This window comes from Pseudomonas sp. URIL14HWK12:I12 (assembly GCF_003097135.1).
Classification (GTDB): Bacteria; Pseudomonadota; Gammaproteobacteria; order Pseudomonadales; family Pseudomonadaceae; genus Aquipseudomonas.
Genome location: NZ_QEQL01000003.1, coordinates 531,641 through 557,810 on the forward strand (window position 1 = coordinate 531,641; position 26,170 = coordinate 557,810).

At 62.6% G+C, this 26,170-nt stretch carries 23 protein-coding genes; 11 read left to right on the forward strand and 12 right to left on the reverse strand.

What is annotated here, in order from left to right; translation table 11 throughout:
- Window positions 1-35: 35 nt before the first annotated feature.
- The 11 genes from F474_RS12515 to F474_RS12565 form a co-directional block, all read right to left on the reverse strand.
- On the reverse strand, window positions 36-1,130 hold the full coding sequence (locus F474_RS12515; RefSeq protein ID WP_097084788.1) for a multifunctional CCA tRNA nucleotidyl transferase/2'3'-cyclic phosphodiesterase/2'nucleotidase/phosphatase: 1,095 nt from the start codon (window positions 1,128-1,130) through the stop codon (window positions 36-38).
- A 59-nt stretch (window positions 1,131-1,189) separates the two neighbouring features.
- The gene (locus F474_RS12520) at window positions 1,190-2,752 is read right to left on the reverse strand and encodes a SpoVR family protein (protein ID WP_097084722.1); all 1,563 of its coding nucleotides are present in this window, start codon (window positions 2,750-2,752) and stop codon (window positions 1,190-1,192) included.
- The gene (locus tag F474_RS12525) at window positions 2,749-4,020 is read right to left on the reverse strand and encodes a YeaH/YhbH family protein (RefSeq protein WP_097084723.1); all 1,272 of its coding nucleotides are present in this window, start codon (window positions 4,018-4,020) and stop codon (window positions 2,749-2,751) included. Before F474_RS12525 ends, F474_RS12520 begins: the two co-directional genes overlap by 4 nt.
- 123 nt (window positions 4,021-4,143) lie before the next feature.
- The gene (locus F474_RS12530; RefSeq protein ID WP_097084724.1) at window positions 4,144-6,066 is read right to left on the reverse strand and encodes a PrkA family serine protein kinase; all 1,923 of its coding nucleotides are present in this window, start codon (window positions 6,064-6,066) and stop codon (window positions 4,144-4,146) included.
- Between the two features lie 282 nt (window positions 6,067-6,348).
- The gene (gene glpE, locus F474_RS12535; RefSeq protein WP_097084725.1) at window positions 6,349-6,678 is read right to left on the reverse strand and encodes a thiosulfate sulfurtransferase GlpE; all 330 of its coding nucleotides are present in this window, start codon (window positions 6,676-6,678) and stop codon (window positions 6,349-6,351) included.
- Window positions 6,679-6,703: 25 nt separating this feature from the next.
- The gene (locus F474_RS12540; RefSeq protein WP_097084726.1) at window positions 6,704-7,513 is read right to left on the reverse strand and encodes a symmetrical bis(5'-nucleosyl)-tetraphosphatase; all 810 of its coding nucleotides are present in this window, start codon (window positions 7,511-7,513) and stop codon (window positions 6,704-6,706) included.
- On the reverse strand, window positions 7,513-7,893 hold the full coding sequence (gene apaG, locus F474_RS12545) for a Co2+/Mg2+ efflux protein ApaG (protein WP_097084727.1): 381 nt from the start codon (window positions 7,891-7,893) through the stop codon (window positions 7,513-7,515). Before apaG ends, F474_RS12540 begins: the two co-directional genes overlap by 1 nt.
- A gap of 89 nt (window positions 7,894-7,982) precedes the next feature.
- Complete coding sequence (gene rsmA, locus F474_RS12550) at window positions 7,983-8,798, reverse strand: 16S rRNA (adenine(1518)-N(6)/adenine(1519)-N(6))-dimethyltransferase RsmA (protein WP_097084728.1); 816 nt, start codon at window positions 8,796-8,798, stop codon at window positions 7,983-7,985.
- On the reverse strand, window positions 8,798-9,781 hold the full coding sequence (gene pdxA / locus F474_RS12555) for a 4-hydroxythreonine-4-phosphate dehydrogenase PdxA (protein WP_097084729.1): 984 nt from the start codon (window positions 9,779-9,781) through the stop codon (window positions 8,798-8,800). Before pdxA ends, rsmA begins: the two co-directional genes overlap by 1 nt.
- Window positions 9,778-11,082, reverse strand: coding sequence for a peptidylprolyl isomerase (locus F474_RS12560; protein ID WP_256577714.1), 1,305 nt, complete (start codon window positions 11,080-11,082; stop codon window positions 9,778-9,780). Before F474_RS12560 ends, pdxA begins: the two co-directional genes overlap by 4 nt.
- Window positions 11,057-13,834, reverse strand: coding sequence for an LPS-assembly protein LptD (locus F474_RS12565; protein ID WP_097084730.1), 2,778 nt, complete (start codon window positions 13,832-13,834; stop codon window positions 11,057-11,059). Before F474_RS12565 ends, F474_RS12560 begins: the two co-directional genes overlap by 26 nt.
- Window positions 13,835-13,962: 128 nt before the next feature.
- Here F474_RS12565 and F474_RS12570 point away from each other — a divergent pair, with 128 nt between their 5' ends.
- The 3 genes from F474_RS12570 to F474_RS12580 are packed head-to-tail and all read left to right on the forward strand — an operon-like array spanning window position 13,963 to window position 16,408.
- The gene (locus F474_RS12570) at window positions 13,963-14,976 is read left to right on the forward strand and encodes an aminoglycoside phosphotransferase family protein (RefSeq protein WP_097084731.1); all 1,014 of its coding nucleotides are present in this window, start codon (window positions 13,963-13,965) and stop codon (window positions 14,974-14,976) included.
- Window positions 14,973-15,644, forward strand: a complete 672-nt coding sequence (gene murU / locus F474_RS12575; RefSeq protein ID WP_097084732.1) for an N-acetylmuramate alpha-1-phosphate uridylyltransferase MurU — start codon at window positions 14,973-14,975, stop codon at window positions 15,642-15,644. The genes F474_RS12570 and murU overlap by 4 nt, the downstream gene beginning before the upstream one ends.
- Window positions 15,644-16,408 (forward strand): DnaJ domain-containing protein, encoded by a 765-nt coding sequence (locus F474_RS12580; protein WP_097084733.1) that lies wholly within the window; start codon window positions 15,644-15,646, stop codon window positions 16,406-16,408. Before murU ends, F474_RS12580 begins: the two co-directional genes overlap by 1 nt.
- 4 nt (window positions 16,409-16,412) lie before the next feature.
- Here F474_RS12580 and F474_RS12585 read toward each other — a convergent pair whose 3' ends face one another.
- A complete protein-coding gene (locus tag F474_RS12585) occupies window positions 16,413-17,366 on the reverse strand; it encodes an alpha/beta hydrolase family protein (protein ID WP_097084734.1) in 954 nt (317 codons plus the stop codon).
- An 89-nt stretch (window positions 17,367-17,455) separates the two neighbouring features.
- Between F474_RS12585 and F474_RS12590 the strand changes: the two genes are divergently transcribed.
- The 8 genes from F474_RS12590 to F474_RS12625 all read left to right on the forward strand — a co-directional run bounded on the left by F474_RS12590 (window position 17,456) and on the right by F474_RS12625 (window position 26,161).
- Window positions 17,456-19,435: a PAS domain S-box protein gene (locus F474_RS12590; RefSeq protein ID WP_165830313.1), complete on the forward strand. Its 1,980-nt coding sequence runs from the start codon at window positions 17,456-17,458 to the stop codon at window positions 19,433-19,435.
- Entirely contained in the window at window positions 19,432-20,061 is a 630-nt protein-coding gene (locus tag F474_RS12595) for a response regulator transcription factor (protein ID WP_097084736.1), read from the forward strand. Before F474_RS12590 ends, F474_RS12595 begins: the two co-directional genes overlap by 4 nt.
- A gap of 207 nt (window positions 20,062-20,268) precedes the next feature.
- On the forward strand, window positions 20,269-21,381 hold the full coding sequence (locus F474_RS12600) for an ABC transporter ATP-binding protein (protein ID WP_097084737.1): 1,113 nt from the start codon (window positions 20,269-20,271) through the stop codon (window positions 21,379-21,381).
- Between the two features lie 48 nt (window positions 21,382-21,429).
- Window positions 21,430-22,461, forward strand: coding sequence for an ABC transporter substrate-binding protein (locus F474_RS12605; RefSeq protein ID WP_097084738.1), 1,032 nt, complete (start codon window positions 21,430-21,432; stop codon window positions 22,459-22,461).
- Window positions 22,462-22,516: 55 nt separating this feature from the next.
- Window positions 22,517-23,761 (forward strand): ABC transporter permease, encoded by a 1,245-nt coding sequence (locus F474_RS12610; RefSeq protein ID WP_097084739.1) that lies wholly within the window; start codon window positions 22,517-22,519, stop codon window positions 23,759-23,761.
- Between the two features lie 10 nt (window positions 23,762-23,771).
- Window positions 23,772-24,599, forward strand: a complete 828-nt coding sequence (locus F474_RS12615; protein WP_097084740.1) for an ABC transporter permease — start codon at window positions 23,772-23,774, stop codon at window positions 24,597-24,599.
- Between the two features lie 72 nt (window positions 24,600-24,671).
- Entirely contained in the window at window positions 24,672-25,346 is a 675-nt protein-coding gene (rpe, locus tag F474_RS12620; RefSeq protein WP_097084741.1) for a ribulose-phosphate 3-epimerase, read from the forward strand.
- Window positions 25,343-26,161 (forward strand): phosphoglycolate phosphatase, encoded by an 819-nt coding sequence (locus F474_RS12625; RefSeq protein ID WP_097084742.1) that lies wholly within the window; start codon window positions 25,343-25,345, stop codon window positions 26,159-26,161. Before rpe ends, F474_RS12625 begins: the two co-directional genes overlap by 4 nt.
- Window positions 26,162-26,170: the final 9 nt, after the last annotated feature.

A 26,170-nucleotide genomic window follows, 5' to 3' on the forward strand; every position in this document is an offset into this window, starting at 1 on the left:
TACGTAGCCAACGGCCTTTGCACCCCTTCATCCGGTCATCGGGTGGGCTGCCTGGCAGGCAGGGCCTGGAGCCGGGCCTGCTTCAGCGCCTCGCCCAACGCCTGGCCACCGAGCCCTTGTGCAATCAACGGCTGGGCCTGAACGGCGCGTACGCGTTGCATGGCGTCGACCAGCCATTCGCGCAGGGCGAAGCCCTCGGGGTGCACTACCTCCAATACGTCCAGAAATGCCTCGAAGCGTTGCGGCCGGCGGAAGATGTCGAAATGCTGGAGCAGGTCGAGCAGCACCGCTGGCTCAAGCGTATCGGCCTGTGCGGCAAGCCCGGCATAGCGCTCAAGCAACACCGCCAATTCCAGGCACTCGCGCGGGACCTTGAGCCTTTCGCTCAGGGTACGCGCGCCGTCGCCCATGCCGTGCAGCAGGCAGGCCCACCGCCCCGGCAGCGGTAGCTTCGCCTGTGCTGTACTCTGCAGGGCGTCAGCGTGCCGCGCAGACCAACGCACCCCCGGCATCAGCTCGCCCAGAGCGCCGCAGTCCGCGAGCGTCTGGATGAACACCTCCGGGCTGGGCTCCATCAACGCCCTGGCAATTTCCTTCCAGCTTCTTTCCGGCGTGAGCGCTTGCAACTCCCCCGATTCGGCCAGTTGCCGCATCAGCTCCAGAGTATCGGGTGCCACGGTGAAGCCCAGCGTGGCATAGCGCGCGGCGAACCGTGCCACTCGCAGCACCCGCAGCGGGTCTTCTGCAAAGGCAGGCGCCACATGACGCAATAGGCGCAAGGCAAGGTCTTGCTGGCCACCGTAGGGGTCGATGACCTGGCCGTGGTCATCCTCAGCCATGGCGTTGATGGTCAGGTCGCGGCGTGCCAGGTCCTGCTCGAGGGTTACATTCGGGCTGGCATGGAAAGTAAACCCACCGTAACCCCTCCCGCTTTTGCGCTCTGTGCGCGCCAACGCGTATTCCTCACCCGTGTCAGGGTGAAGGAAGACCGGGAAGTCGGCACCCACGGGCTTGTAGCCCAATGCCTGCATCTGCTCGACGCTGGCGCCTACCACCACCCGGTCGATGTCAGTCACTGGGCGCCCCAGCAAACGGTCGCGTACTGCGCCACCGACTGTGTAGATCTGCATGCTCATCGAAAACCTCCGTCAGCGCGACAGGATACGCGCTGGCGGAGGGGCAGGGGAGGTCACAGATGGACCACGGCCATGTCCATGCGGCCGTAATCACCTTCGTTACCTTCAGTACGCGGCGGCATGTGGTGGGTTTTCATCACCTGGTCGTCCTGCACCGTTTCAAGGTGAACGTCAAAACCCCACAGCCGATGCAAATGGCGCATCACCTCTTCGGTCGATTCGCCCAGCGGCTTGCGGTTGTGCTGGGTGTGGCGCAGGGTCAGGGAGCGGTCGCCGCGACGGTCGACGCTCCAGATCTGCACGTTCGGCTCCCGGTTGCCCAGGTTGTATTGGGCAGCCAGCGACTCACGAATCTGCCGGTAGCCGTTCTCGTCATGAATGGCGGGCACCAACAGGTCGTCACGTTGGTCGTCGTCGAGAATAGTGAACAGCTTGAGGTCGCGGATCACTTTGGGTGAGAGGTACTGCAGGATGAAGCTCTCATCCTTGAAGCTGTTCATGGCGAATTTCACCGTGGCCAGCCAGTCGCTGCCGGCGATGTCCGGAAACCAGCGCCGGTCTTCGTCGTCAGGGTTCTCGCAGATCCTCCGAATGTCGCGGAACATGGCAAAACCCAGTGCATAAGGGTTGATGCCACTGTAGTAAGGGCTGTCGTAGCCTGGCTGGAACACCACACTGGTGTGTGATTGCAGAAACTCCATCATGAACCCGTCAGTAACCAGCCCTTCGTCGTACAGGTCGTTGAGCAGGGTGTAGTGCCAGAAGGTCGCCCAGCCCTCGTTCATGACCTGGGTCTGGCGCTGTGGATAAAAGTACTGCGCGATCTTGCGCACGATCCTCACCACTTCGCGCTGCCACGGCTCCAGTAAAGGGGCGTGCTTCTCGATGAAATAGAGGATGTTTTCCTGCGGCTCGGCCGGGAAGCGCGCTTCATCAGCCTCATGTGCCTTGCCCGCGCCCTTTGGAATAGTGCGCCACAGGTCGTTGATCTGCCGCTGCAGATGTTCCTCGCGATCTTTCTGGCGGCGCCGCTCCTCTTCGGCCGAGATCGGGTAGGGGCGCTTGTAGCGGTCGACGCCGTAATTCATCAGGGCGTGGCATGAATCGAGCAATTCCTCCACCGCGTCGATGCCATGGCGCTCTTCGCACTGCATGATGTACTGCTTGGCGAACACCAGGTAATCGATGATCGAGCTGGCGTCGGTCCAGGTGCGGAACAGATAGTTACCCTTGAAGAAACTGTTGTGCCCGTAGCAGGCGTGGGCAATCACCAGCGCCTGCATGCACATGGTGTTCTCTTCCATCAGGTACGCGATGCACGGGTCGGAGTTGATCACGATCTCGTAAGCCAGGCCCATCTGGCCACGGGTGTAGGACTTTTCAGTACTCAGGAAATGCTTGCCGTAGGACCAATGGTGGTAGCCCAACGGCATGCCCACAGAGGCGTAGGCGTCCATCATCTGCTCGGCGGTGATCACCTCGATCTGATTGGGGTAGGTGTCCAGCGCATAGCGCTCGGCAATACGGCTTATCTCCTTGTCGTAGGTACGGATCAGGTCGAAGGTCCATTCCGAGCCTTCGGACAGGGGCTGGCGTTTATGCTCTTTGGCGGTCATGTGGCTAACCTGCGCTGGAAGAGTTCTCGGAAGACCGGGTAGATGTCGCCGGCCGTGACCAGTTGCTGTTGGGCGAAGGCATCGGGGAACTGCTCGCCGATGCGTTCGTATTCGAACCACAGGGCCTGATGTTCGCGCGGGGTAATCTCCACATAGGTGTAGTACTGCACGAACGGCATGATCTGTTTGGCCAGAATATCCCGGCAGATGGGCGAGTCATCGTTCCAGTTGTCGCCATCGGAAGCCTGGGCTGCATAGATGTTCCACTCATTGGCCGGGTAGCGCTCGGCCATGATTTCCTGCATCAACTTGAGGGCGCTGGAAACAATAGTGCCGCCGGTCTCGCGGGAATAGAAAAACTCTTCTTCGTCCACCTCGCGCGCACTGGTGTGGTGGCGGATGAATACCACTTCGATCTTGTCGTAATTACGCTTGAGAAACAGATACAGCAGAATGAAAAAGCGCTTGGCGACGTCTTTGGTCGCTTGGGTCATGGAACCTGAGACGTCCATCAGGCAAAACATCACCGCCTTGGAGCTGGGGTTGGGGTGCTTGACCAGCAGGTTGTACTTGAGGTCGAAAGTATCGAGAAACGGCAGCCGGTGAATGCGCGCCGACAACCGCTCTATTTCCTCCTGAAGCGCCTTGATGTCGGAAAAGTTGTCGGGCTCTTCACGCAGCAGGCGCTCCATCTCTGCCTTGGCTTCACGCAGTTTGGCCCGGCTGCTGCCAGTCAGGGCGATTCGCCGGGCATGGGCTGAGCGCAAGGTACGGATGATATTGATACGTGAGGGGTTGCCCTCGCTGGCGACGCCGGCTCGCACCGTCTTAAAGGTGTCCATGCCGGCCAGGTTGCGTTTGACCAGGTTTGGTAATTCCAGGTCTTCGAACATGAACTCGAGAAACTCTTCCTGGGTGATCTGGAAGACGAATTCGTCCATCCCCTCGCCCGAATTACCCGCCTTGCCGCCCCCACGGCCGCCGCCCCCACCTTGCGGGCGGGGTATGTGTTCACCGGCGGTGAATTCCTTGTTCCCCGGATGCACCACGGTCTGCTTGCCGCCCCGGCCGTGATGCAGCACCGGTTCATCGGTGTCGCGGCCAGGGATGCTGATCTGCTCGCCATGTTCCATGTCGGTTATGGAGCGGCGGCTTACAGCTTCTTCCACGGCTTTCTTGATGTGCTCACGGTAACGCCGCAAAAAGCGCTGGCGGTTGACCGTGCTCTTGTTCTTGCCATTCAGGCGTCGGTCGATGACGTAACTCATAGGCCCCTCCGGGGGCAGCTCAAGGCTCGGTAGGTGCCGAGCCCCAAGCCGCAAGTGTGAGTCAGGCGCACGCCGGCACGGGGCCGGCGGCACTTGAGGCTTGTCGCTTGCAGCTTTTTAGCTTTACTGCGATTTACGCACGCGCAGGTACCATTCCGACAACAGGCGCACCTGTTTCTCGGTATAGCCGCGCTCGACCATTCGAGTGACGAAGTCGCTGTGTTTCTTCTGGTCCTCTTTGCTTGCCTTGGCGTTGAAGCTGATAACCGGCAGCAGGTCTTCGGTATTGGAGAACATCTTCTTCTCGATCACCACCCGGAGCTTCTCATAGCTGAGCCAGGCCGGGTTCTTACCGTTGTTGTTGGCACGGGCACGCAGCACGAAGTTGACGATCTCGTTGCGGAAGTCTTTGGGGTTGCTGATGCCTGCAGGTTTCTCGATTTTTTCCAGTTCCTCGTTCAACGCAACGCGGTTGAGAATTTCGCCGGTTTCCGGGTCGCGGTATTCCTGATCCTGAATCCAGAAATCCGCGTAGAGCACGTAGCGGTCGAAAATGTTCTGGCCATACTCGCTGTAGGACTCCAGGTAGGCAGTCTGGATCTCCTTGCCGATGAACTCGATGTAACGCGGTGCCAGGTATTCCTTCAGAAAGCGCAGGTAACGTTCACGCACTTCGGCAGGGAACTGCTCCTGCTCGATCTGGTGTTCAAGCACGTAAAGCAGGTGTACGGGGTTGGCCGCAACCTCATGAGGGTCGAAGTTGAACACCTTGGAGAGAATCTTGAAGGCAAAACGCGTGGAAAGGCCGGTCATGCCTTCATCGACGCCGGCCGAATCGCGGTACTCCTGAATCGACTTGGCCTTGGGGTCGGTATCTTTGAGGTTTTCGCCATCGTATACGCGCATCTTGGAGTAGATGTTGGAGTTTTCCGGCTCCTTGAGGCGCGACAGCGTGGTGAATTGCGCAAGCATCTTCAACGTATCGGGCGCGCAATGGGCCTGGGACAGCGAGCTGTTGACCAGCAGCTTGTCGTAGATACGGATTTCATCGCTCACCCGCAGGCAATACGGCACCTTGACGATGTAGATCCGGTCGATGAAAGCTTCGTTGTTCTTGTTGTTACGGAAGGTATGCCATTCCGATTCGTTGGAGTGGGCGAGCAAGATGCCGTTGTAGGGAATCGCGCCCAGGCCTTCGGTACTGTTGTAGTTGCCTTCCTGGGTGGCGGTGAGCAGTGGGTGGAGCACCTTGATCGGCGCCTTGAACATCTCGACGAATTCCATCATCCCCTGGTTCGCGCGGCAGAGCGCACCGGAATAGCTATAAGCATCGGCGTCGTTCTGTGGGAATTCCTCAAGCTTGCGGATATCGACTTTACCGACCAGCGCGGAGATATCCTGGTTGTTTTCATCCCCCGGCTCGGTCTTGGCGATCGCGATCTGGTTGAGGATCGACGGGTACAGCTTCACCACTTTGAACTGGCTGATATCGCCCCCGAACTCTGCCAGCCGCTTGGTGGCCCAGGGCGACATGATCGAGCTGATGTAGCGCGGGGGAATACCGTAGTCTTCCTGAAGAATCTGCGCGTCTTCGGCGGGGTTGAACAGCCCCAGCGGAGACTCGAATACGGGCGAACCCTTGATGGCATAGAAAGGTGTCTTCTCCATCAACTGCTTGAGTTTTTCGGCCAGCGATGACTTCCCGCCGCCTACCGGCCCCAGCAGGTAAAGAATCTGTTTCTTTTCTTCCAGGCCCTGGGCTGCATGCCGGAAGTACGACACGATCTGGTCGATGCACTCTTCCATGCCATGGAAGTCCTGAAACGCCGGGTAGCGGCGAATCACCTTGTTGGAAAAGATGCGCGACAGCCTGGGGTCGAGTGACGTATCGACCAGTTCGGGCTCCCCGATGGCCATGAGGATACGTTCAGGTGCCGAGGCGTAGGCGCTTCGGTCGCTTTTGCAGAGTTCGAGATACTCCTGCAGGCTAAGCTCTTCCTGACGGGTGGTTTCAAAACGTTGCTGAAAGTGGCTAAAAATACTCATGGACGTCAACCTCGCTCGATACGTGGAGCCGACGCCGGATCACTCAGCGATGCTGGCAGGTGGACGTGTCCGTGTATCCACCTGTTTCCCCCCATGCACCTGAAGCTTGGTACCGGTGACCCGCGCGCCGGTGTACCGGCTCTCCCCTGTTCTGGATGGCCTGAAATAAAGAATAGATGGGAATCACAGACTTCAAGGGAGAAGCTGCCCGAAAGTCGCCGCCGCCGTTCGTCGGGCAGGCTGGGGGCCGCATGGGGCGGGGCACGGGGCCCCGAAAAAAAATTATTTATCTACGCCGGGGGCTACGCATTCAGGGTAAGTAGAGCGCCACAGCTCGAAGCCGCCGTCGAGGCTGTACACCTCGGAAAACCCCTGGCCCGCCAGATAGGCCGCTGCGCTCTGGCTGGAGTTTCCGTGGTAGCACACCACAACCAGCGGCACATCGAGGTCGGCGCGAGTGATGAAATCGTGCAGGGAATGGTTGTCCAGATGGCGCGCGCCATCGATGTGGCCGGCCGCATAGGTATCAGGGTCGCGGATATCCACGAACACCGCGCCTTGCTCGCGCAATGCCAGGGCGTCGACCGGGGGGATGCGTTTGAATTCGGACATCTTGAGCTCCAGTAACGGACAGGGGTCAGCAGCTGCAGCGGTGCAACTGCTGGGTATCGATATTCATCAGGGTCATGGCCCCACCCCAGACGCAGCCGGTATCCAGAGCGGTCACGCCCGGTGCGTCGCAGCGGCCCTCCAGGGCCGCCCAGTGGCCAAACAGAATACGCGTTCCAGCAGCCTTGCGCTCAGGGTGGGCAAACCAGGGAGCGAAACCAGCAGGGGCTGTATCGGCGCCTTCCTTGGCTTTGAGGTCCAGGCGCCCATCTGCACTGCAGAAGCGCATGCGAGTGAAGTAGTTGGTGATCACTCGCAGCCGGTCGATACCACTGAGGGCCTTGTTCCATTTGCTGGGTTCGTTGCCGTACATCCCATCCAGGAAGCGCGGTAGCTGCTCGTCGCTCTTGAGGGTCGCCTCTACTTCGGCCGCCAGCCGTAGCGCCTTCTCTATGCTCCATTGCGGCGCGATGCCGGCGTGTACCATGGCCAGGTTGCGCGCTGGGTCGTAATGCATGAGTTTTTGCTGGCGCAGCCAGTCGAGCAGTACCTGTTTGTCGGGTGCCTCGAGAATGGCTTGCAGAGTGTCGCCACGCTTGAGGCGCTCGGGATTGCGTGCCACCGCCAGCAAGTGCAGGTCGTGATTGCCCAGCACACAGACCACGGCCTGGCGGATGCCGTAGAGAAAGCGCAGGGTTTCCAGCGATTGAGGGCCGCGGTTGACCAGGTCGCCTACCAGCCAGAGCTGGTCGCCAGCGGGGTCGAACGCTACCTCTTCGAGCAGGCACTTGAGCGGGGTCAGGCAGCCCTGCAGGTCACCGACGGCATAAGTGGCCATCAGTGCAGGGCCCCCGGCACGGCCAGGCGAAAGGGTGCGATGGGGGCTTCGAACGCCGTGCCGTCACTGGCAACCATCTGGTAGCTGCCCTGCATGCTGCCGACCACTGTCGGCATCACCGTGCCGCTGGTGTAAGTATGGCTACCGCCTGCATTGATCAGCGGCTGTTGGCCAACAACCCCCGGCCCACGTACTTCATCGACCTTGCCATTGCCGTCGGTGATGATCCAATGCCGCGACATCAAGGTGGCGGGCACGTCGCCGGTGTTTTCCAGGGTGATGGTGTAGGCGAACGCGTAGCGGCCCTGCTCTGGGCTGGACTGATCCGCCAGGTAGCGGGTGGCGACGTGAACGTCGATCTGGTAGCGCGAATCAGGCATGCGAAAACCTATCAATGCATTACACAATCAGGCCCCATGCGGGGCCCACGGCTTGAGTCTAGGCCAGATCGGCACGCATGCGACGCAGCTCACAGAGGCTGCTCACTGCCTGCCTGGTTGGCCAATTGGTCGGCCAGGCGCACGAAAGCGCCCAGGTCCAGTTGCTCGGGGCGCAGGCTGCCGTCGACGCCGGCAGCTTCGATCGCCTCGGCACTGAGCAACGCCTTGAGGGTGTTGCGCAGTGTCTTGCGGCGCTGGTTGAACGCTTCGCGTACTACGCGCTCCAGCTGCTTGGGGTCTTTGGCCTGGTGGGGCGGGGTGTCGTGCGGGATCAAGCGCACGATGGCCGAGTCCACCTTGGGTGGCGGATTGAACGCGCCCGGGCCGACGTTGAACAGGTGCTCCACGCGGCAGTGGTACTGCACCATGATCGACAGCCGCCCCCAGTCACCGCCACCGGGGCCTGCGGCCATGCGTTCGACCACTTCTTTCTGCAGCATGAAGTGCATGTCGCGGATCAACGGCGCATTGCCCAGCAGGTGGAATATCAGTGGTGTAGAGATGTTGTAGGGCAGGTTGCCTACCACTCGCAGGCTGCGTGGCTCGGCCCCCAGGGTTGCAAAATCGAACTTCAGCGCATCGCCCTGATGCAGGTTGAAGTTGCCCCGGCCTGCGAACTGGTTTTCCAGGATCGGCACGAGGTCTTTGTCCAGCTCGATCACATCCAGCTGCGCTCCGCTGCCCAGCAGGCCTTCGGTCAGCGCGCCCTGGCCTGGGCCGATCTCCAGCAAGCGCTCGCCTTCGCGCGGGCGAATGGCCCGCAGGATACGATCGATCACGCCGGCGTCATGCAGGAAGTTCTGGCCGAACCGCTTGCGCGCCCGGTGGTGGTATTGCTCGCTCATCAATGTGTCTCGGCCATCAGGTAGGCGGTTTCAAGGGCGACGCGCAGGCTGCCGGTGTCTACCCGGCCGGTGCCTGCCAGGTCCAGGGCGGTACCATGGTCGACCGACGTGCGTATGATCGGCAGGCCCAGGGTCACGTTGACCGCAGCGCCAAAGCCTTTGTACTTGAGCACCGGCAAGCCCTGATCGTGGTACATGGCGAGCACGGCATCGCAGTGCTCGAGGTATTTGGGTGTAAACAGTGTGTCGGCGGGCAGCGGGCCGTGCAGGTCGATCCCTTCGGCACGCAGGCGGGCCAGGGCAGGCTCGATCACGTCGATTTCCTCGCGGCCCATATGGCCGCTTTCCCCTGCGTGAGGGTTCAGGCCACAGACCAGGATACGAGGCTGCGCGATGCCGAACTTGTTCACGAGGTCTGCGTGCAGGATGCGCGTGACCCGCTCCAGGCGCTCGGCAGTGATGGCATCGGCGACCTGGCGCAGCGGCAGGTGGGTGGTGACCAAGGCGACTCGCAGGCCGTGGGTCGCCAGCATCATTACCACCTGCTCGGTATGGGTCAGCTCGGCGAGAAACTCGGTGTGGCCGGAAAACACCACCCCCGCATCGTTGATCACGCCCTTGTGGACCGGGGCGGTGATCATGCCGGCGAACAGGCCATCGAGGCAGCCCTGGCCTGCGCGGGTGAGCGTTTCGATCACGAACGGGCCGTTCGCCGCATTCAGCTGGCCTGCCGTCACCGGCGCGCCGAGGGGCGTGTCCCACACGTAAAGGCTGCCTGCCGGGGCCGGCACCTCGGGAAACGCGCCAGGCTCGACGGGCACAAGGCCGATCGCCACCCCCAGCTGCGTGGCCCGCTCGGCGAGCAGGTCACGGCTGGTGATGGCGATCAGGGGGTGAGGCTGGGAGTGCTGGGCGAGCAGCAGGCACAGGTCGGGGCCTATGCCAGCCGGCTCGCCGGGAGTCAGAGCGAAGCGCAAGGTCACTCTTTGATTTCCACGTAGGCCTCGTCACGGATCTGACGCAGCCAGTTCTGAAGCTCTTCGTCGTACTTTTTGCTGCGCAACAGGTTCATGGCCTGGGCTTCGCGAGCCTGGGTCGTCATGTCGGTCGCACGGCGGCCCAGCACTTGAAGGATGTGCCAGCCAAATTGGCTTTGGAAAGGGCGCGAAACTTCGTCGGTGCCGGTCTTGGCCATCACGTCGCGGAACTGCGGCACCACCGAAGCGGGGTCGATCCAGCCCATGTCGCCACCGTGCAGCGCCGAACCTGGGTCTTCGGAGAAGGCCTTGGCAAGCTTTTCGAAGTCCTCGCCAGCCTGGATGCGCTCGTAGAGGCGATCGATCAGGCGTTTGGTTTCAGCAGGGCTGCGGATTTCGCTGGGTTTGATCAGGATGTGCCGCACATGCACTTCTTCGCGTACTTCCGAAGAGTGGCCACGGGTTTCCACCAGCTTGATCAGGATGAAGCCGCCCGGTGCACGCACCGGCTGGGTGACGTCACCTGCACTCATGCTGGCCAGCAGGCGGTCGAACGGCGGCGGCAGTTGAGCAGCCTGGCGCCAGCCCATGTCACCGCCTTCCAGGGCGTTGTCGGACGCCGAGCGAGCGATGGCCATCTTGCCAAAGTCGGCACCGTTCTTGAGCTGCTGGTAGGTGTCCATGGCCTGGGCATAGGCCTGCTGGATCTGCTGCGAATTGGCGCTCTGGGGTACCGGGATGGTGATGTTCGCCAGATGGTACTCTTCGGACAACTGCGCCTTGCCCAGGTCGGAGTTCAGGAAGTTCTTCACTTCCTGTTCGCTGACCTGGATGCGATCGGCCACCCGGTGCTGGCGCACGCGGCTGATGATGATCTGCTCGCGGATGCGGCGGCGAAACTCTTCGTAGCTGGTGCCGTCGTGTGCCAGTGCCGCGCGGAATTGAGCGTCGCTCATGCGGTTGTTCTGGGCGATATTGGCGATCGCTTCGTTGAGCTCCTCGTCGGTGACGCGGATGCCTGAACGCTCGCCGATCTGCAGTTGAAGGTCGTCGAGGATCAGACGCTCGAGCACCTGCTTGCGCAGCACGTCCTCTGGCGGCAGTTGCTGGCCGCCCCCGCGCTTGGCGATATCCTGCTTGATATCGCGCACACGGGAGTCGAGTTGGCTTTGCATGATCACATCGTTGTCGACGATGGCGACAACGCGGTCCAGTTGCTGAAGCTGCGCGTGTGCGCTCGAACCCAGGAGCAGCGCGCCCAGCAACGCCGGGCGCAGCAGATTACATAGCTTGGTCTTCACGTTCACGATAACCCTGAATGCCTCTGTCGAGGAAACCTTCGACTTTTTTGCCCACAACGCCACCGAGGCCCTTGAGCACGATTTGCAGGAAGACGCCGCGGTCGCCCTTCTCGTTCTGTGGAGCGGCCTGGCTGTACTCGTCGTAGTCGACCCAGTAGCGGCTGATCAGGCGCATCTTCCAGCAGCAGTTGTCGTACTCGAAGCCACCGAAGGCCTCCAGCGTGCGGTTGCGGTTGTAGTCGTACTGCCAGCGGCTGATGACGCTCCACTGAGGCACGATCGGCCACATGACGGAGAAGTCGTGTTGCGAGATCTTGTAGTAGTCCTTCCGGTAGTTCGGAGAACCCGGGGTGCCGTAGTCGCCGCCGTACTGCCAGGTACCGGTCTCGGTATCGTAGTGGATGATGTCATCACGATACCGATAGCCGACGTTGACGATCTTGTTCGGATTGTCTTCAGGCTGATAGTGGAACATGGCGCTGGCCGAACGGGTGCTGCTGGTGTCCGGGTCCCAGTTGAAGTCGGAGTTGAAGCGCCAGTCGCGGTTGAAGCGGTATTCGTATTCCAGAGCGTAGGGCGAGACGCTCGATTGCGCATCGCTACGGTCGCGGTAGTTGATGCCCGGCAACTGAACTTCGCGATCGCGGAAGTAAACAGCCTGGCCCAGGCTTACACGCTGGCGCTCGAAGCCGTCGTCCTGAATCCAGCGGCTGGTAACGCCGAGCGACAGTTTGTTCTCGTCGCCTATGCGGTCGCCGCCGCTGAAACGGTTGTCACGGAACAGCGAGGAGTAGCTGAACGGCGACTCGGAGGTGTCGAACGACGGGATGTCGGACTGGTCCTTGTACGGCACGTAGAGGTAGAACGCTCGCGGCTCGAGGGTTTGGCGATAGTTGTTGCCGAACAGCGTGGTGTTGCGGTCGAAGTACAGGCCGCTGTCGATGCTGGCAATCGGGACGTTGATGTCGGGGGAGCTGTTGTAGCCCTGGCCAGCTTGGGCAAGGTCTCCCCGACCTTTGGCGTCCAGATCCAGGTCGTACTGGGTGTACTTGTACTTGAGCTTGGGCGTGATATAGCCGTAAGACCATTGCAACGGCAGGCTGACGGCCGGTTGCAGGTCGAGACGGGTACCGTTGGCGCGGTTGATGCCGAAGACGTTGGAGTCCAGGCGCGGATCTATCGTGCCATCTTCATTGGTGTAGAAGCCATTACGAAGATCACGCTCGAAACGCACCGCCTCGGTGTGGTAATCGAACTGCAGCCCGCCCGGGTTGTAGGGCAGGGTGCCATCGAGGGTCAGCTGCGGCAGGCGGCCGTATGGGGTTACGTCTGCGACGCTCGCCAGTTGGTAGTCCTGCACGTTCAATGCCGCGGTGTAGGTGTCGCCGCGCCAGGTCAGCTTGCCTTGCTGGTTCACGTAGTCGGTGCGCTTGACGCCGATCTGGTCGCTCTGCAGGTCCTGGAAGTAATACGGGTCGCTGATCTTGGTGTAGTCGACGAAGGTGCTCAGGCGCGAGTCCAGGTTGCCCTCGTGCTGCCAGTTCACCATCCAGCGATCTTTCTGGTAGTCGGACTGGCGCTTGCGATCGTCGCTCTCGTCGCTCAGGTAGCTGCCGCCCAGTTGCCCTTCGCTGGTAGGCGTGAGGTAGCGGAATTCACCTTCGACCTGTGTACCGCGCTTGGCCATGAAGTGCGGATACAACGTGGCGTCGTAGTTGGGCGCCAGGTTGAAGTAGTACGGGGTGACCAGCGTGAAGCCGTCCTTGCTGCTGCTCGAGAAGCTCGGCGGCAGGAAACCGGACTGGCGACGGTCGTCGATCGGGAAATAGATGTAGGGCGTGTAGAAGACCGGAAAGTCTTTCACGCGCAGGGTGGCGTTGGTTGCCGTGCCGAAACCGGTAGCTGGGTTCAGCGTGATGTTGTTGCCCTTGACCATCCAGGCGTTGCTCGAAGGCTCGCAGGTGGTGTAGGTACCGTCCTTGAGGCGGATGATGGCGTTTTCCGCGCGCTTGGCGTAAAGGGCGTTGCCGCGAACCCGCTGCTTGTGCAGTACGTATTCGGCGTTGTCGACTTCGGCAGCACCGGTGTCGAGCTTGACGTCGGCGTGGTCACCGACGATCAGCGCGCCGTTGTCACGCAGCTTCACGTTGCCGTTGAGCTCACCGCGGCTTTCGGCCTGGTGCAGGCTGGCTTCGTCTGCCTCCACCTGCATGCTGCCCTGGCGCAGCACCACGTCGCCGGCGAGCGTAGCGACCTGCTGCTCCTGCTCGTAGCGCGATGCCTTGGCATTGACGTAGGTGGGGGCGTCCTGCTTGGAAGTCTTGTCGTTCATTCCCGGGCGAACCGGTTCGACATACGCGCCTTCGCAATACGGGCCGGTTTCGGCCAGTTGCGCAGGCGTGAGCTTCTCGCGGGGCACCCAGTCAAGATGGCTGTAGTCGGCGCTGCGAGACTTCAGGCCACGGCCCTTGCTCTCGGTCACCAGCTTCGGCCCCTGGGCCTTGCCGCTGTCGCTGACCACTTCGCCGTCGGCGCGGGTGGATACGGTGCTCACCGAGCTGGCATCATGCGCCGGGCGTGGCGGCAGGGCCGCTGCTGGCGCTTGAGTCTGGCAAGCCCAGCCACCACCGGCTGCTACCTGGCAGTCGTACTGCTCGGCGGCAAGCACGTGCGAGGCTGCGATGGGCTGCATCGCGAGCAGGCTGCCAGTGAACAGCAACGGGAATTTTCTACGAAACACGGGGGATTTCAATGCCATCTTTATAATCCGGGCTTCCTGCGTGCCATCTTCCCGCGCGGGGTGCACGCCTCTCGATGGTCTGAAAAAGATGCTGGATAATAAAGCATGACCTGCTTGACGGCTAGCGCCGTCGGAGACCTGTATAAATGCAAGAAGCTGATGCACGTTTTGAAACACTCTCCCGCTGGCTAGCGGCCAATCTCTCGCAGCTCTTTGCTGCCAAGGGCTGGGGCGATGTTCCCCCCGGCCAACTGAGCGCTGCCAGCAGCGATGCAAGTTTTCGCCGATATTTTCGCTGGGAAGGCGGCGGGCGCAGCTTCGTGGTGATGGATGCGCCGCCCCCGCAGGAGAATTGCCAGCCTTTCGTGGACATCTGTGCCTGGCTCGCCAGCAGTGGCGTGCATGTGCCCACCATTCACGCCCAGGACATTGCTCAGGGGTTTCTGCTGCTTAGCGACATGGGTAGGCACACCTACCTGGATGTGATCGACGAGCACAACGCCGATGCCTTGTTCGCCGACGCCATCCAGGCGTTGCTGGCCTACCAGTGCCTGCCGCTGACGGCGCCGTTGCCCAGCTACGACACCGCCCTGCTGCGCCGGGAGCTGGAACTGTTTCCGGAATGGTACGTGCGCCGACACCTCGGCCTGACGTTCGACGCCGAGCAGCAAGCGGCCTGGGAGCGCATCAGCCAGCTGCTGATCGACAGTGCCCTGGCCCAACCCCAAGTGCTGGTGCACCGCGACTTCATGCCGCGCAATCTGATGCGCAGCGAGCCCAACCCAGGCGTGCTGGATTTCCAGGACGCGGTCCATGGCCCGGTCACCTACGACATCACTTGCTTGTTCAAGGATGCGTTCCTGAGCTGGCCCGAGGAGCGTGTGCTGGGTTGGTTGACTGGCTACTGGGAAGCCGCGCGAGCGCGAGGAATACCGGTGCAAGCGCAATTGGACGACTTTCTGCGCGCCAGCGACCTGATGGGGGTGCAGCGCCACCTTAAAGTGATCGGCATCTTCGCACGCATCTGCCACCGCGACGGCAAGCCGCGCTACCTGGCCGATGTTCCACGGTTCTTCGACTACATTCGCGCGGTGCTGGCGCGTCGGCCGGAGCTGGCCGAGCTCAGCGCCTTGCTCGGCAGCCTGGAGCCCCGGCCATGAAGGCGATGATCTTGGCTGCGGGCAAGGGCGAGCGCCTGCGCCCGTTGACCCTTCACACCCCCAAGCCGCTGGTACGCGCCGGCGGCGTGCCGCTGATCGAGTACCACGTGCGCGCGTTGGCCGCTGCAGGTTTCACGGAGCTTGTCATCAACCATGCCTGGTTGGGCGAGCAGATCGAGGCCTATCTGGGGAACGGCGAGCGTTTCGGCGTGAGCATCGCCTGGTCGCCGGAGGGCGAGCCGCTTGAAACCGGCGGGGGCATCCAGCGCGCCCTGCCGCTGCTCGGCACCGAGCCGTTCGCGGTGGTCAATGGCGACATCTGGGCCGACTACGACTTTGCCCAGCTGCGCCAACCGCTGGTGGGCCAGGCGCACCTGGTCCTGGTACCCAACCCCGCGCATCATCCGGCCGGCGATTTTCGGTTGCACGGCGGCCAGGTCAGCGACGTCGGCCCCGGCGCCGACACCCTGACCTACAGCGGCATTTGCGTGCTTTCGCCCGCGCTGTTCGAAGGCTGCCAGCCGGGCGCCTTCAAGCTTGCCCCCTTGTTGCGCAAGGCGATGGCGGCCGGCCGGGTCACCGGTGAACGTTTCCTCGGGCGCTGGGTCGATGTAGGCACTCACGAACGCCTGGCCGAGGTCGAACGCTTGCTCAAGGATGCCCACTGATGTTCTGGCCCGCCACTATCCTGGGGGTGCTGTTGGGGTTCGCCCTGGCGCACATCCCTGGCGCAATCCTCGGCGCAATGCTGGGGCAGTTGGTGGATCGCCAGTTGGCGCTGCACAGCTGGCCGCAGCTGCGCGAGCGCTTGGGCGGCAAGCCTGCCATGTCCCAGGATGAGCTGCTGTTCACCTTGCTGGGGCGGCTGGCCAAGTCCAATGGCCAGGTGGGACCTGAGCACATTCAGCAGGCGCGCGAGGAGATGGCGAGCCTGGGCCTTGGCGATCAGGCGCAGCGCCGTGCGATCGAGGCGTTCAACCGCGGCCGCGATGGGCGCGCCTCGTTGCGGCCTTACCTGCGTGGCCTGCAGCGCAAACCGGCTGCGGCTGAAGGGCTGTTACGCGCTGGCTGGCGGATGATCTGGGCGGACTACCGTGACCACCCCGTTGAGCGTGAGCTGCTGCTGGACTGGGGGCGCTGGATGGGCTGGCCTGCACGGCGGGTTCAGGCGCTGAGCGACGAATACGAGCCACGGCGCCGGCCACTGGCACGCCCGGACGACCATTACCAAAGGGCCCTAAGCCTGCTGGGGGTGGCCCCAGGCGCCCAGCCTGACGACGTCAAGCGCGCCTATCGACGACTGCTGAGCAAGCATCACCCCGACAAACTCGAAGGCGCCGGCGCCAGCGCTGGGCAGGTGGAGGCCGCCACCGAGCGCACGCGCCAGTTGCATGACGCCTACGCGCTGGTGCGCTCGCGCCTGGGTTTCTGATCAATCACTGGTCTTGCGACGGGCTCAGCCATCCACGCACCCGGCGAAACATCTGTTCCTGTGCATCACGGTTGCCGGGCATCGCGGTCATCTGCACCTGAGTGTAAGCGCCGCTTTTTTGCCGTTTGCTGGCCTGCAGGCGAGCCTTGGCCGCGGCAACCAGTGCCGGGCTGTTGGGATAGAAGAAGTCCGCGACCGGAACCTTCAGTGTTGGCGCCAGGGCGTCGAGCCCCTGGGGCGCCGAGCCCGGCGTACGCGCTTCGACCATCACCAGTTTCTGCGCCCGAGTCGCCTGCCGCTCGCTCAGGTAGCGCGCGGCCCAATAGGCGCCAGTGCCGTGGCCCAGCAACACAATGCTGCGCGCCTTCTGCTGCTGGGCGAAGGCGATGCCGGCATCGATGCGCGCGAAGATGCGCTCTGCATCGGTCTGCAATTGATCGTTGGTGCTGTCGCCCCCGGTGCTGGGGCTGTTCTCGCTGCCGGCGGCGGTGGCCGCCTCGACCGGTGCGTTGGCGTCCGGCGGGGTGCTGGAACTGCCGGCTTTCGAGGGCGCAGGCTGGGTGTCGGCGCCGCGCGGTTGGATCGCATCGCTGAGCAGGTCGGGCAGGGTCAGGCTCAGGCTGGCCCATTTCACATCCGGCAGGCGATCGCGCATAGGCCCGACCACATCCGGCCAGTTGGCGCTTTCGCCGGCGCCGGGCACGATGATCACCACCCCTTCGCCATCAGTGGCATTGGCTGGGCGCCACAAGGCGAGGAAATTATCGCCACTGGCTTCCAATTGCTGCTGTTGGTCGGCCGGCAGCGTGCGGGCGAGGTCTTGCGCCTGCTCGGTGCTGCGGTCCAGCAGGGCTGCCCTCGGCTCGGCGTTGGGGGCTGCGGGAGCATCGGCAGCCATGGCGTGAAGGCTGGCGGCCAGGCAAATGGCAGACAGTGCGAAATGACGAATTGATGGCATCGTGCTTTCCTGATCAAAATGCATGGGCCGAGCCTACGGCTAAACCTTGTGCCCGCCAACTGCGGGCTTTGCGGATACGACAATTGATGATGTTCAAGCGCTGCCTGGTGGTGATCGGCGGTTTTCTGATGGCCCTGACTGCGCTGCTGGCCCAGGGCGCTGCTGTGCCGCCGACCGGGCTGGCATCGCCGCTGCAGCAATGGCTCGGCGAGCACCGGCAATGGCGGGTAGGGGTGGTGCTGCAGGCACCCTATGCGCAATACGACCGGCGCAGCCAGCAACTGACCGGGTTGAACGTGGACGTTATCCAGGCGCTGGCGCGGGCCTTGGGCATTGAGCCACAGTGGCGCACCTTCGCCGACCAGCGGTCGCTGGAAGGGGCGCTGCGACTGGGCGAGATCGACGTTGCACCGGGCCTGGCCCAGACCCCTGCCGGCCTTCGACTGTGGGATTTCTCCGACCCGTACCTGCGCATCGCTCAACGGGTGGTGGGTGAGCGCTCCGGTGCCGGCACGCTGGACCTGGAAAACCTGCCCGAAAACGAGCGCATCGCCGTGCGCGGCCCTGGCCCGTTGGCCGACTATCTTCGCATGACCTATCCGCGCCTGGACGTGCTCACCGTGGCACAGGATCGCAAGGCGTTGGAGGCCTTGATCTCGCAGCAGGCGCGCCTGGCGGTGGTCGATGAAGCGCAATTGGGGCGCCTGTCGCGCGAGCCCGAGTTCGCCAGCCTGGCAGTGGTGGGCGATGTCGGGCTGCCGCAACTGCTGCGTGTTGGTTCGCGCCCAGACCAGCCCGAATTTGCCACGGCAATCAGCGCAGGGCTGCACGCCCTCTCGGCACGGGAAGTCGAGCAGTGGCGCGCACGCTGGTTACCGGTAGCCTACCCCTCGGCGGGGGTCTCGCCTGGCACCTGGCGCGCCCTGGCAATGCTGGGGGGCCTGGGTATGCTGGTGCTGGCAGGCATGGTGTTGCTGCTGCGCCGCCAGCAACGCCAATACGAGCGGCGCCTGGCGCGGGCCCGCGAAGCCATCGCGCAAACCCAGGCCCGCGAGGCAGCATTGCGGCTGACGCAATTTTCCATCGACCAGAGCACCGTTGGCATCCTGTGGGTCAATTGGGACAGCCACATTCGCTATGCCAACCGGGCGGCAGAAAACATGCTCGGCTACGCGCCGGAGGTGCTGGAGGATCTGCCTTTGGCCGAGCTTGAGCCGAGCCTGAGCATGGATCGCTGGCTGGAGCTGTGGCGCCGCGCCCGTGCTGGCGATGAGACGCCGGTGTTCGAAACCCGCTGCCGCAGCGCAGGTGGGGAGTGGGTGCCGGTGGACGTGGCGTTGAGCTTCCTGCGCTACGACGACGAGGAATACCTGGTGGTGTTTCTTACCGACATCACCGAACGGCATCGCGCCCAGGAACAACTGCGCGAGCTTTCGGCGCACCTTGAAAGCGTACGCGAGGAAGAAAAGGCGCGCATCGCCCGCGAAGTGCATGATGAGCTTGGCCAGGTGCTGACGGTGCTCAAGCTGGAAGTGTCGATGTGCGAGCTGGCCTATGCCGGCCTCGACGCGGGGCTTCAGGAGCGCCTGGATAGCATGAAGCGGCTGCTGGTGCAGTTGTTCCAGCAAGTGCGGGATGTCGCCACCGCGCTTCGGCCACCGATTCTCGATGCGGGGTTGGTTTCGGCGATCGAGTGGCAGGCCCGGCGTTTCGAGGCGCGTACGCAGATCCCGTGCCTGGTGCAGGCGCCCGAGCAGATGCCCGCAATCAGCGATGCCAGGGCCACCGGGCTGTTCCGAATTCTGCAGGAAGCGCTGACCAACGTGATGCGCCATGCGCATGCCCACAGCGTCGAGGTAAGCCTGTCACTGGAACAGGGCGGGTTGCTACTGTCGGTCAGCGACGATGGCCGGGGTTTCGATGTCGCTCAGCCACGGCCCAACTCTTTCGGGCTGGTGGGCATGCGCGAGCGTGTCATGATGCTGGGCGGGCGGTTGGAGCTCTCCAGCACGCCAGGGGAGGGGGCCACGCTGGTGGCCTGGGTTCCGATGAAGGAGGGGCAGGGGTGATCCGAGTATTCGTGGCCGAAGACCACACCATCGTTCGCGAGGGGATCAAGCAATTGATCGGCCTTGCCCAGGATATGACCGTCGTGGGCGAGGCCGGCAATGCCGAGCAGTTGATCGACGGCCTGCGACATACGCCGTGCGAGGTGGTATTGCTGGATATCTCAATGCCCGGAGCCAACGGCCTGGAGGCGATCGGCCGGATTCGCGCGTTGAGCCCGGCACCGGCAATCCTGATGTTGTCGATGCACGACGAGGCCCAGATGGCGGCACGCGCCCTGAAGATGGGCGCTGCCGGCTACGCCACCAAGGACAGTGACCCGGCCTTGCTGCTGGCGGCCATCCGCCGGGTGGCCGGCGGCGGCCGCTATATCGATCCGCAACTGGCCGACCGCATGGTGTTCGAGGTGGGGCTGACCGACTCGCGGCCGCTGCATTCGCTGCTCTCGGAGCGGGAGTTTTCGGTATTCGAGCGCCTGGCCCAGGGGGCGCACGTCAACGAGATCGCCGACCAACTGGCGCTGTCGAGCAAGACCATCAGTACGCACAAAGCGCGGCTCATGCAGAAGCTCAAGGTCAATTCCCTGGCCGAGCTGGTGAAGTACGCGATGGAGCATCGAATCATCTGACAGCAGGTGTTCCATTTGCGACCGGCGTGCAAAGCGCACCTACATGGCGTTGCGCCACTGCTCGTGCCAAATTGCGTCATCGTTGTAGGGCGATCCCTACACGCAGCTCTCCGCCTGGCTGAGGCGAATCTCTCTGCACCCCCGATTTTCCCTGGTTGAGCGCTTACGTACGCTTGCCCCACGCATCACCAATAAGGGTACGGGGACATGAGCGAGGCGAAGTCAGGCGCGGCCGATATTCTGGTCAGCTTTCGTGGGGTACAGAAGAGCTACGACGGTGAAAACCTGATCGTCAAAGACCTCAACCTGGATATCCGCAAGGGTGAGTTCCTCACGCTGCTCGGCCCGTCCGGCTCGGGCAAGACCACCAGCCTGATGATGCTCGCCGGCTTCGAAACGCCGACGGCGGGTGAAATCACCCTCGGCGGGCGTGCAATCAACCATGTGCCACCGCACAAGCGCGACATCGGCATGGTGTTCCAGAACTACGCCTTGTTCCCGCACATGACCGTGGCCGAGAACCTGGCGTTCCCCCTCTCCGTGCGGGGTATGAGCAAGGCGGACGTGGCCGACAAGGTCAAGAAGGCGCTGGACATGGTGCAACTGGACCGCTTTGCCCAGCGCTATCCGGCGCAGCTTTCCGGCGGCCAGCAACAGCGTGTGGCGCTGGCCCGCGCGCTGGTGTTCGAGCCGCAGCTGGTACTGATGGACGAGCCGTTGGGGGCGCTGGACAAACAGCTGCGTGAACACATGCAGATGGAGATCAAGCACATCCATCAGCGCTTGGGTGTGACGGTGGTCTACGTCACGCACGATCAGGGTGAGGCCCTGACCATGTCCGACCGCGTGGCGGTGTTCCATCAAGGTGAAATCCAGCAGATCGAAGACCCTCGCTCGCTTTACGAGCACCCGCGCAACACGTTCGTGGCCAACTTCATCGGCGAAAACAATCGCTTGAACGGCCAACTGCTCACCCGCCAGGGTGACCGCTGCGTGGTCGCACTGGCCCGGGGCGAGAAGGTCGAGGCGCTGGCTGTGAATGTCGGCCAGCCCGGCGAGCCTGTCACGCTTTCGGTGCGCCCCGAGCGTGTGCGCCTTGGCGGGCAGAGCGATCAGCTTGCCAACCGTTTTTCCGGCCGTGTGGCCGAATTCATCTACCTGGGCGACCACGTCCGGGTACGCCTGGAAGTGGCCGGCAATACCGACTTCTTCGTCAAGCAACCGATCGCCGAGCTCGATCCTGCCCTCTCGGTCGGCGATGTAGTACCCCTTGGTTGGCAAATCGAGCACGCCCGCGCACTCGACCCGTTGACCGACTGACCTGGTTAAAACAACAAGAACACCTAACTGCATAGTGGAGAGGAATTCATGCTCAAGCATTTGAAGCTCAGTGCCCTGGCCCTGGGGATGATGGCTGCGGCCAACGCCATGGCGGCAGATTTGACCGTCATCTCGTTCGGTGGCGCCAACAAGGCGGCCCAGGAAAAAGCGTTCTACAAAACTTGGGAAGACGCTGGCAACGGCAAGATCGTGGCAGGCGAATACAACGGCGAGATGGCCAAGGTCAAAGCTCAGGTCGACACCAAGAGCGTGACCATGGACCTGGTGGAAGTCGAGTCGCCTGAGCTGTCTCAAGGCTGCGACGAAGATCTGTTCGAAACCCTCGACCCGAAACTGTTCGGTGACAAGTCGCAGTACGTCGATGGCACCATCCAGACCTGCGGCGTGGGTTTCTTCGTGTGGTCCACGGTGCTGGCCTACAACGCCGACAAACTGAAGACGGCCCCTGCCAGCTGGGCCGATTTCTGGGATACCCAGAAATTCCCAGGTAAGCGCGGCCTGCGCAAAGGCGCCAAGTACACCCTTGAAATCGCTTTGATGGCTGACGGTGTGGCCCCGGCCGATGTCTACAAGGTGCTGGGCAGCAAGGACGGCCAGAACCGCGCCTTCAAAAAGCTCGACGAGCTCAAGCCCAATATCCAGTGGTGGGAAGCCGGCGCGCAGCCGCCGCAGTATCTGGCCTCGGGTGATGTGGTCATGAGCTCGGCCTACAACGGCCGGATCGCCGCGGTACAGAAAGAGAGCAACCTGAAAGTGGTGTGGGCCGGTGGCGTGTATGACTTCGACGCCTGGGCGATCCCGCGCGGCGCCAAGAATGCCGAGGAGGCGAAGAAGTTCATCGCCTGGACCCTCAAGCCGGAAAACCAGAAGGTCTACGCCGAGAATATCGCCTACGGCCCGACCAACAAGGCTGCCGTGCCGCTGCTGGCCAAGAGCGTGACCGACAACATGCCCACCACCGAGGCCAACCTCAAGGATCAGGTGCAGATCAACGTCAAGTTCTGGGCTGACAACGGTGAGCAGCTCGAGCAACGCTTCAACGCCTGGGCCGCGAAGTAAACCGCTTTGGGCGCGGCCACCGGCCGCGCCCGTCTGATCCGTCTGGAGAGTTTCAATGGCCCCATCCGCCCCGCTGGCCGACGCTGGCCCGTCCCTGAAGCAGCGCCTGATCCGCGCTGAACGCGTCAACCGCTGGAAGGCACAGGCGTTGATCGCCCCTCTGGTGATCTTCCTGCTGCTGGTGTTTCTGGTGCCGATCGGTGCGCTGTTGTACCGCAGCGTCAGCAACCCGGAGGTGGTCGGAACTTTGCCCCGCACCGTGGCTGCGATCACTACCTGGGACGGCAAGGGCCTGCCGGACGAGAACGTCTATAAAGCGTTCAGCGAGGATCTGGTAGAGGCACGCAAGAACCAGCAATTGGGCGATCTGTCCAAGCGCTTGAACATGGAAACAGCCGGCTATCGCAGCCTGCTGATGCAAACCGCCCGTGCGCTGCCGTTCAGCGAAGTGCCGGCCTCCTATAAGGAAGCCTTCGAGGGCCTGGACGAGCGCTGGGGCGACCCGGCGTACTGGCAAGTGATCCGCCGCAACACCAGCGACGTGACGCCCTATTACCTGCTGGCCTCGGTCGATCACCGCATCGACGACCTCGGCGAGCTGGCCCCTGCCAGCCCCGAACAGGCCATCTACCTCGACATTTTCGCCCGGACCTTCTGGATGGGCCTGGTGATCACCCTGTTGTGCTTGGTGTTGGCCTATCCGCTGGCTTACCTGCTGGCCAATCTGCCGGCTCGCCAGAGCAACCTGCTGATGATCATGGTGCTGCTGCCGTTCTGGACGTCGATCCTGGTACGGGTCGCAGCCTGGATCGTGCTGCTGCAGTCCGGTGGGCTGATCAACAGCGCCCTGATGGCCATGGGCATCATCGACAAACCGCTGGAGCTTGTATTCAACCGCGTGGGCGTGTACATCTCGATGGTGCACATTCTGCTGCCGTTCATGATCCTGCCGATCTACAGCGTCATGAAAGGCATCTCCCCCAGCTACATGCGGGCGGCGATCTCGCTGGGCTGCCACCCCTTCGCCAGCTTCTGGAGGGTGTACTTCCCGCAAACCTACGCAGGCGTAGGTGCCGGCTGCCTGCTGGTGTTCATACTGGCCATCGGTTACTACATCACCCCGGCGCTGCTGGGCAGCCCGAACGACCAGATGGTCAGCTACTTCGTCGCCTTCTATACCAACACCAGCATCAACTGGGGCATGGCCACTGCGCTGGGAGGCCTGCTATTGCTGGCCACCGTCATTCTCTACCTGATCTATAGCAAGCTGGTCGGCGCCAGCCGCCTGCGCCTGAGCTGAGGACACCGCCATGTTGAGCCCCTATCAGTCGCCTATCGAGCGTGTGTGGTACTACGCACTGCGTGTCCTGTGTGGCGCCGTGCTGTTGTTCCTGATCCTGCCGGTGCTGGTGATCATTCCACTGTCGTTCAATTCCGGAAGCTTCCTGGTGTACCCGATGCAGGGCTTCTCGCTGCATTGGTACCAGGATTTCTTTGCCTCGGCCGAATGGATGAGGGCATTGCGCAACAGCATCATCGTCGCGCCGGCCGCAACCCTGCTGGCCATGGTGTTCGGCACCCTGGCTTCCATCGGGTTGGTGCGCAGCTATTTCCCCGGTAAGGCGCTGGTGATGGCGCTGGTGATTTCGCCCATGGTGGTGCCGGTGGTCATCGTAGGTGTCGCCACTTACCTGTTCTTTGCACCGCTGGGCCTGGGCAACAGTTACTTTTCGCTGATCATGGTGCACGCGGTACTGGGCGTACCGTTCGTGATCATCACCGTTTCGGCCACGCTGCAAGGCTTCAACTACAACTTGGTTCGCGCTGCGGCCAGCCTTGGCGCCCACCCGCTGCTGACCTTCCGCAAGGTCACCTTGCCGCTGATCGCGCCGGGTGTGATCTCCGGCGCGTTGTTCGCTTTCGCCACCTCCTTCGATGAAGTGGTGGTGACGCTGTTCCTGGCAGGGCCTGAACAGGCGACCCTGCCGCGGCAGATGTTCAGCGGCATCCGCGAGAACCTGAGCCCCACCATTGCCGCGGCGGCCACCTTGCTGATCGCCTTCTCGGTGGTTCTGCTGCTGACCCTGGAGTGGTTGCGCGGCCGGGGCGAGCGCCTGCGCACCAGCGCGCCAGCCTGAGGTGAGTCATCGCCGCCTGGGGAGCAGTGGGGTACAATCCGCGCCACTGTGATCATAGCCGACAGGTGCGCCATGCAGCCCTATGCAATTGCTCCATCCATCCTGTCCGCCGACTTCGCCCGCCTGGGCGAAGAGGTGGATAACGTTCTCGCCGCAGGCGCGGACATCGTTCACTTCGATGTGATGGACAACCACTACGTGCCCAACCTCACCATCGGCCCGATGGTGTGCGCGGCACTGCGCAAGTATGGCGTCACCGCACCGATCGACGTGCATCTGATGGTGAGCCCGGTCGACCGCATCATCGGTGACTTCATCGAAGCCGGCGCCAGCTATATCACCTTCCATCCCGAAGCCAGCCAGCACATCGACCGCTCCTTGCAGTTGATCCGCGACGGCGGCTGCAAGGCAGGCTTGGTGTTTAACCCGGCGACCCCGCTGAACCTGCTCGAATACGTAATGGACAAGGTCGACATGATCCTGCTCATGAGCGTGAACCCAGGCTTTGGCGGGCAGAAGTTCATTCCCGGTACGCTGAACAAGCTGCGCGAAGCGCGTGCTCTGATCGATGCAAGCGGGCGTGATATCCGCCTGGAGATCGACGGCGGCGTGAACGTGAAGAACATCCGCGAAATCGCCGCCGCCGGCGCTGATACCTTCGTGGCCGGCTCCGCCATCTTCAATGCCCCTGACTACAAGGCTGTCATCGATCAGATGCGTGAAGAGCTGGCGCTGGCCCGCTCATGAGCGGCCTTGAGCAGCTGTTCCATGGGCAGTTGCCGCGCCTGGTCATGTTCGACCTCGACGGTACACTGGTTGATTCGGTGCCTGACCTGGCGGCCGCCGTTGACCAAACCCTGCGCCAGCTCGGCCGCCCGCCAGCGGGCATCGAGCAAGTCAGGCTGTGGATCGGCAACGGCGCCAAGGTATTGGTGCGCCGCGCCCTGGCTGGCGGCCTGGACCACTCGGCGATCGGCGACGAGCAGGCAGAGCAGGCGCTTGAGCTGTTCATGCAGGCCTACGGCAAGGGCAACCACAACACGGTGGTGTACCCCGGCGTGCGTGAAACCCTGAAATGGCTGCAAAAGCGCGGCGTAGAGATGGCGCTGATCACCAACAAGCCTGAACAGTTCGTGGCGCCGCTGCTCGACGAGGTCAAGCTGGGCCGCTACTTTCGCTGGATCATTGGCGGCGACACCTTGCCTCAGCAGAAACCCGACCCCGCCGCGCTGTTCTTCGTGATGAAGATGGCGGGCGTGGAGCCGCATCAGGCGTTGTTTGTCGGCGATTCGCGCAACGACATCCTCGCCGCGCAGGCCGCAGGTGTCGCCAGCGTCGGGCTCACCTATGGTTACAACCATGGCAAGCCTATTGCCGACGAATGCCCAAGCCTGGTGGCCGGTGACTTGCGGCAACTGTTGCCAGGTTGCCTGGCATCTTCCGGTGCTGTAACGTTGGGCGAATCCACCCCTTCACCTGGCCGGGAATCTATCGTGGCGGGCACCTGCAAACTCTGGATGAAAGTCATCAAGGCACTGGCGCGTTGGCGCTGGCGCGCCTGATTGCGTCTG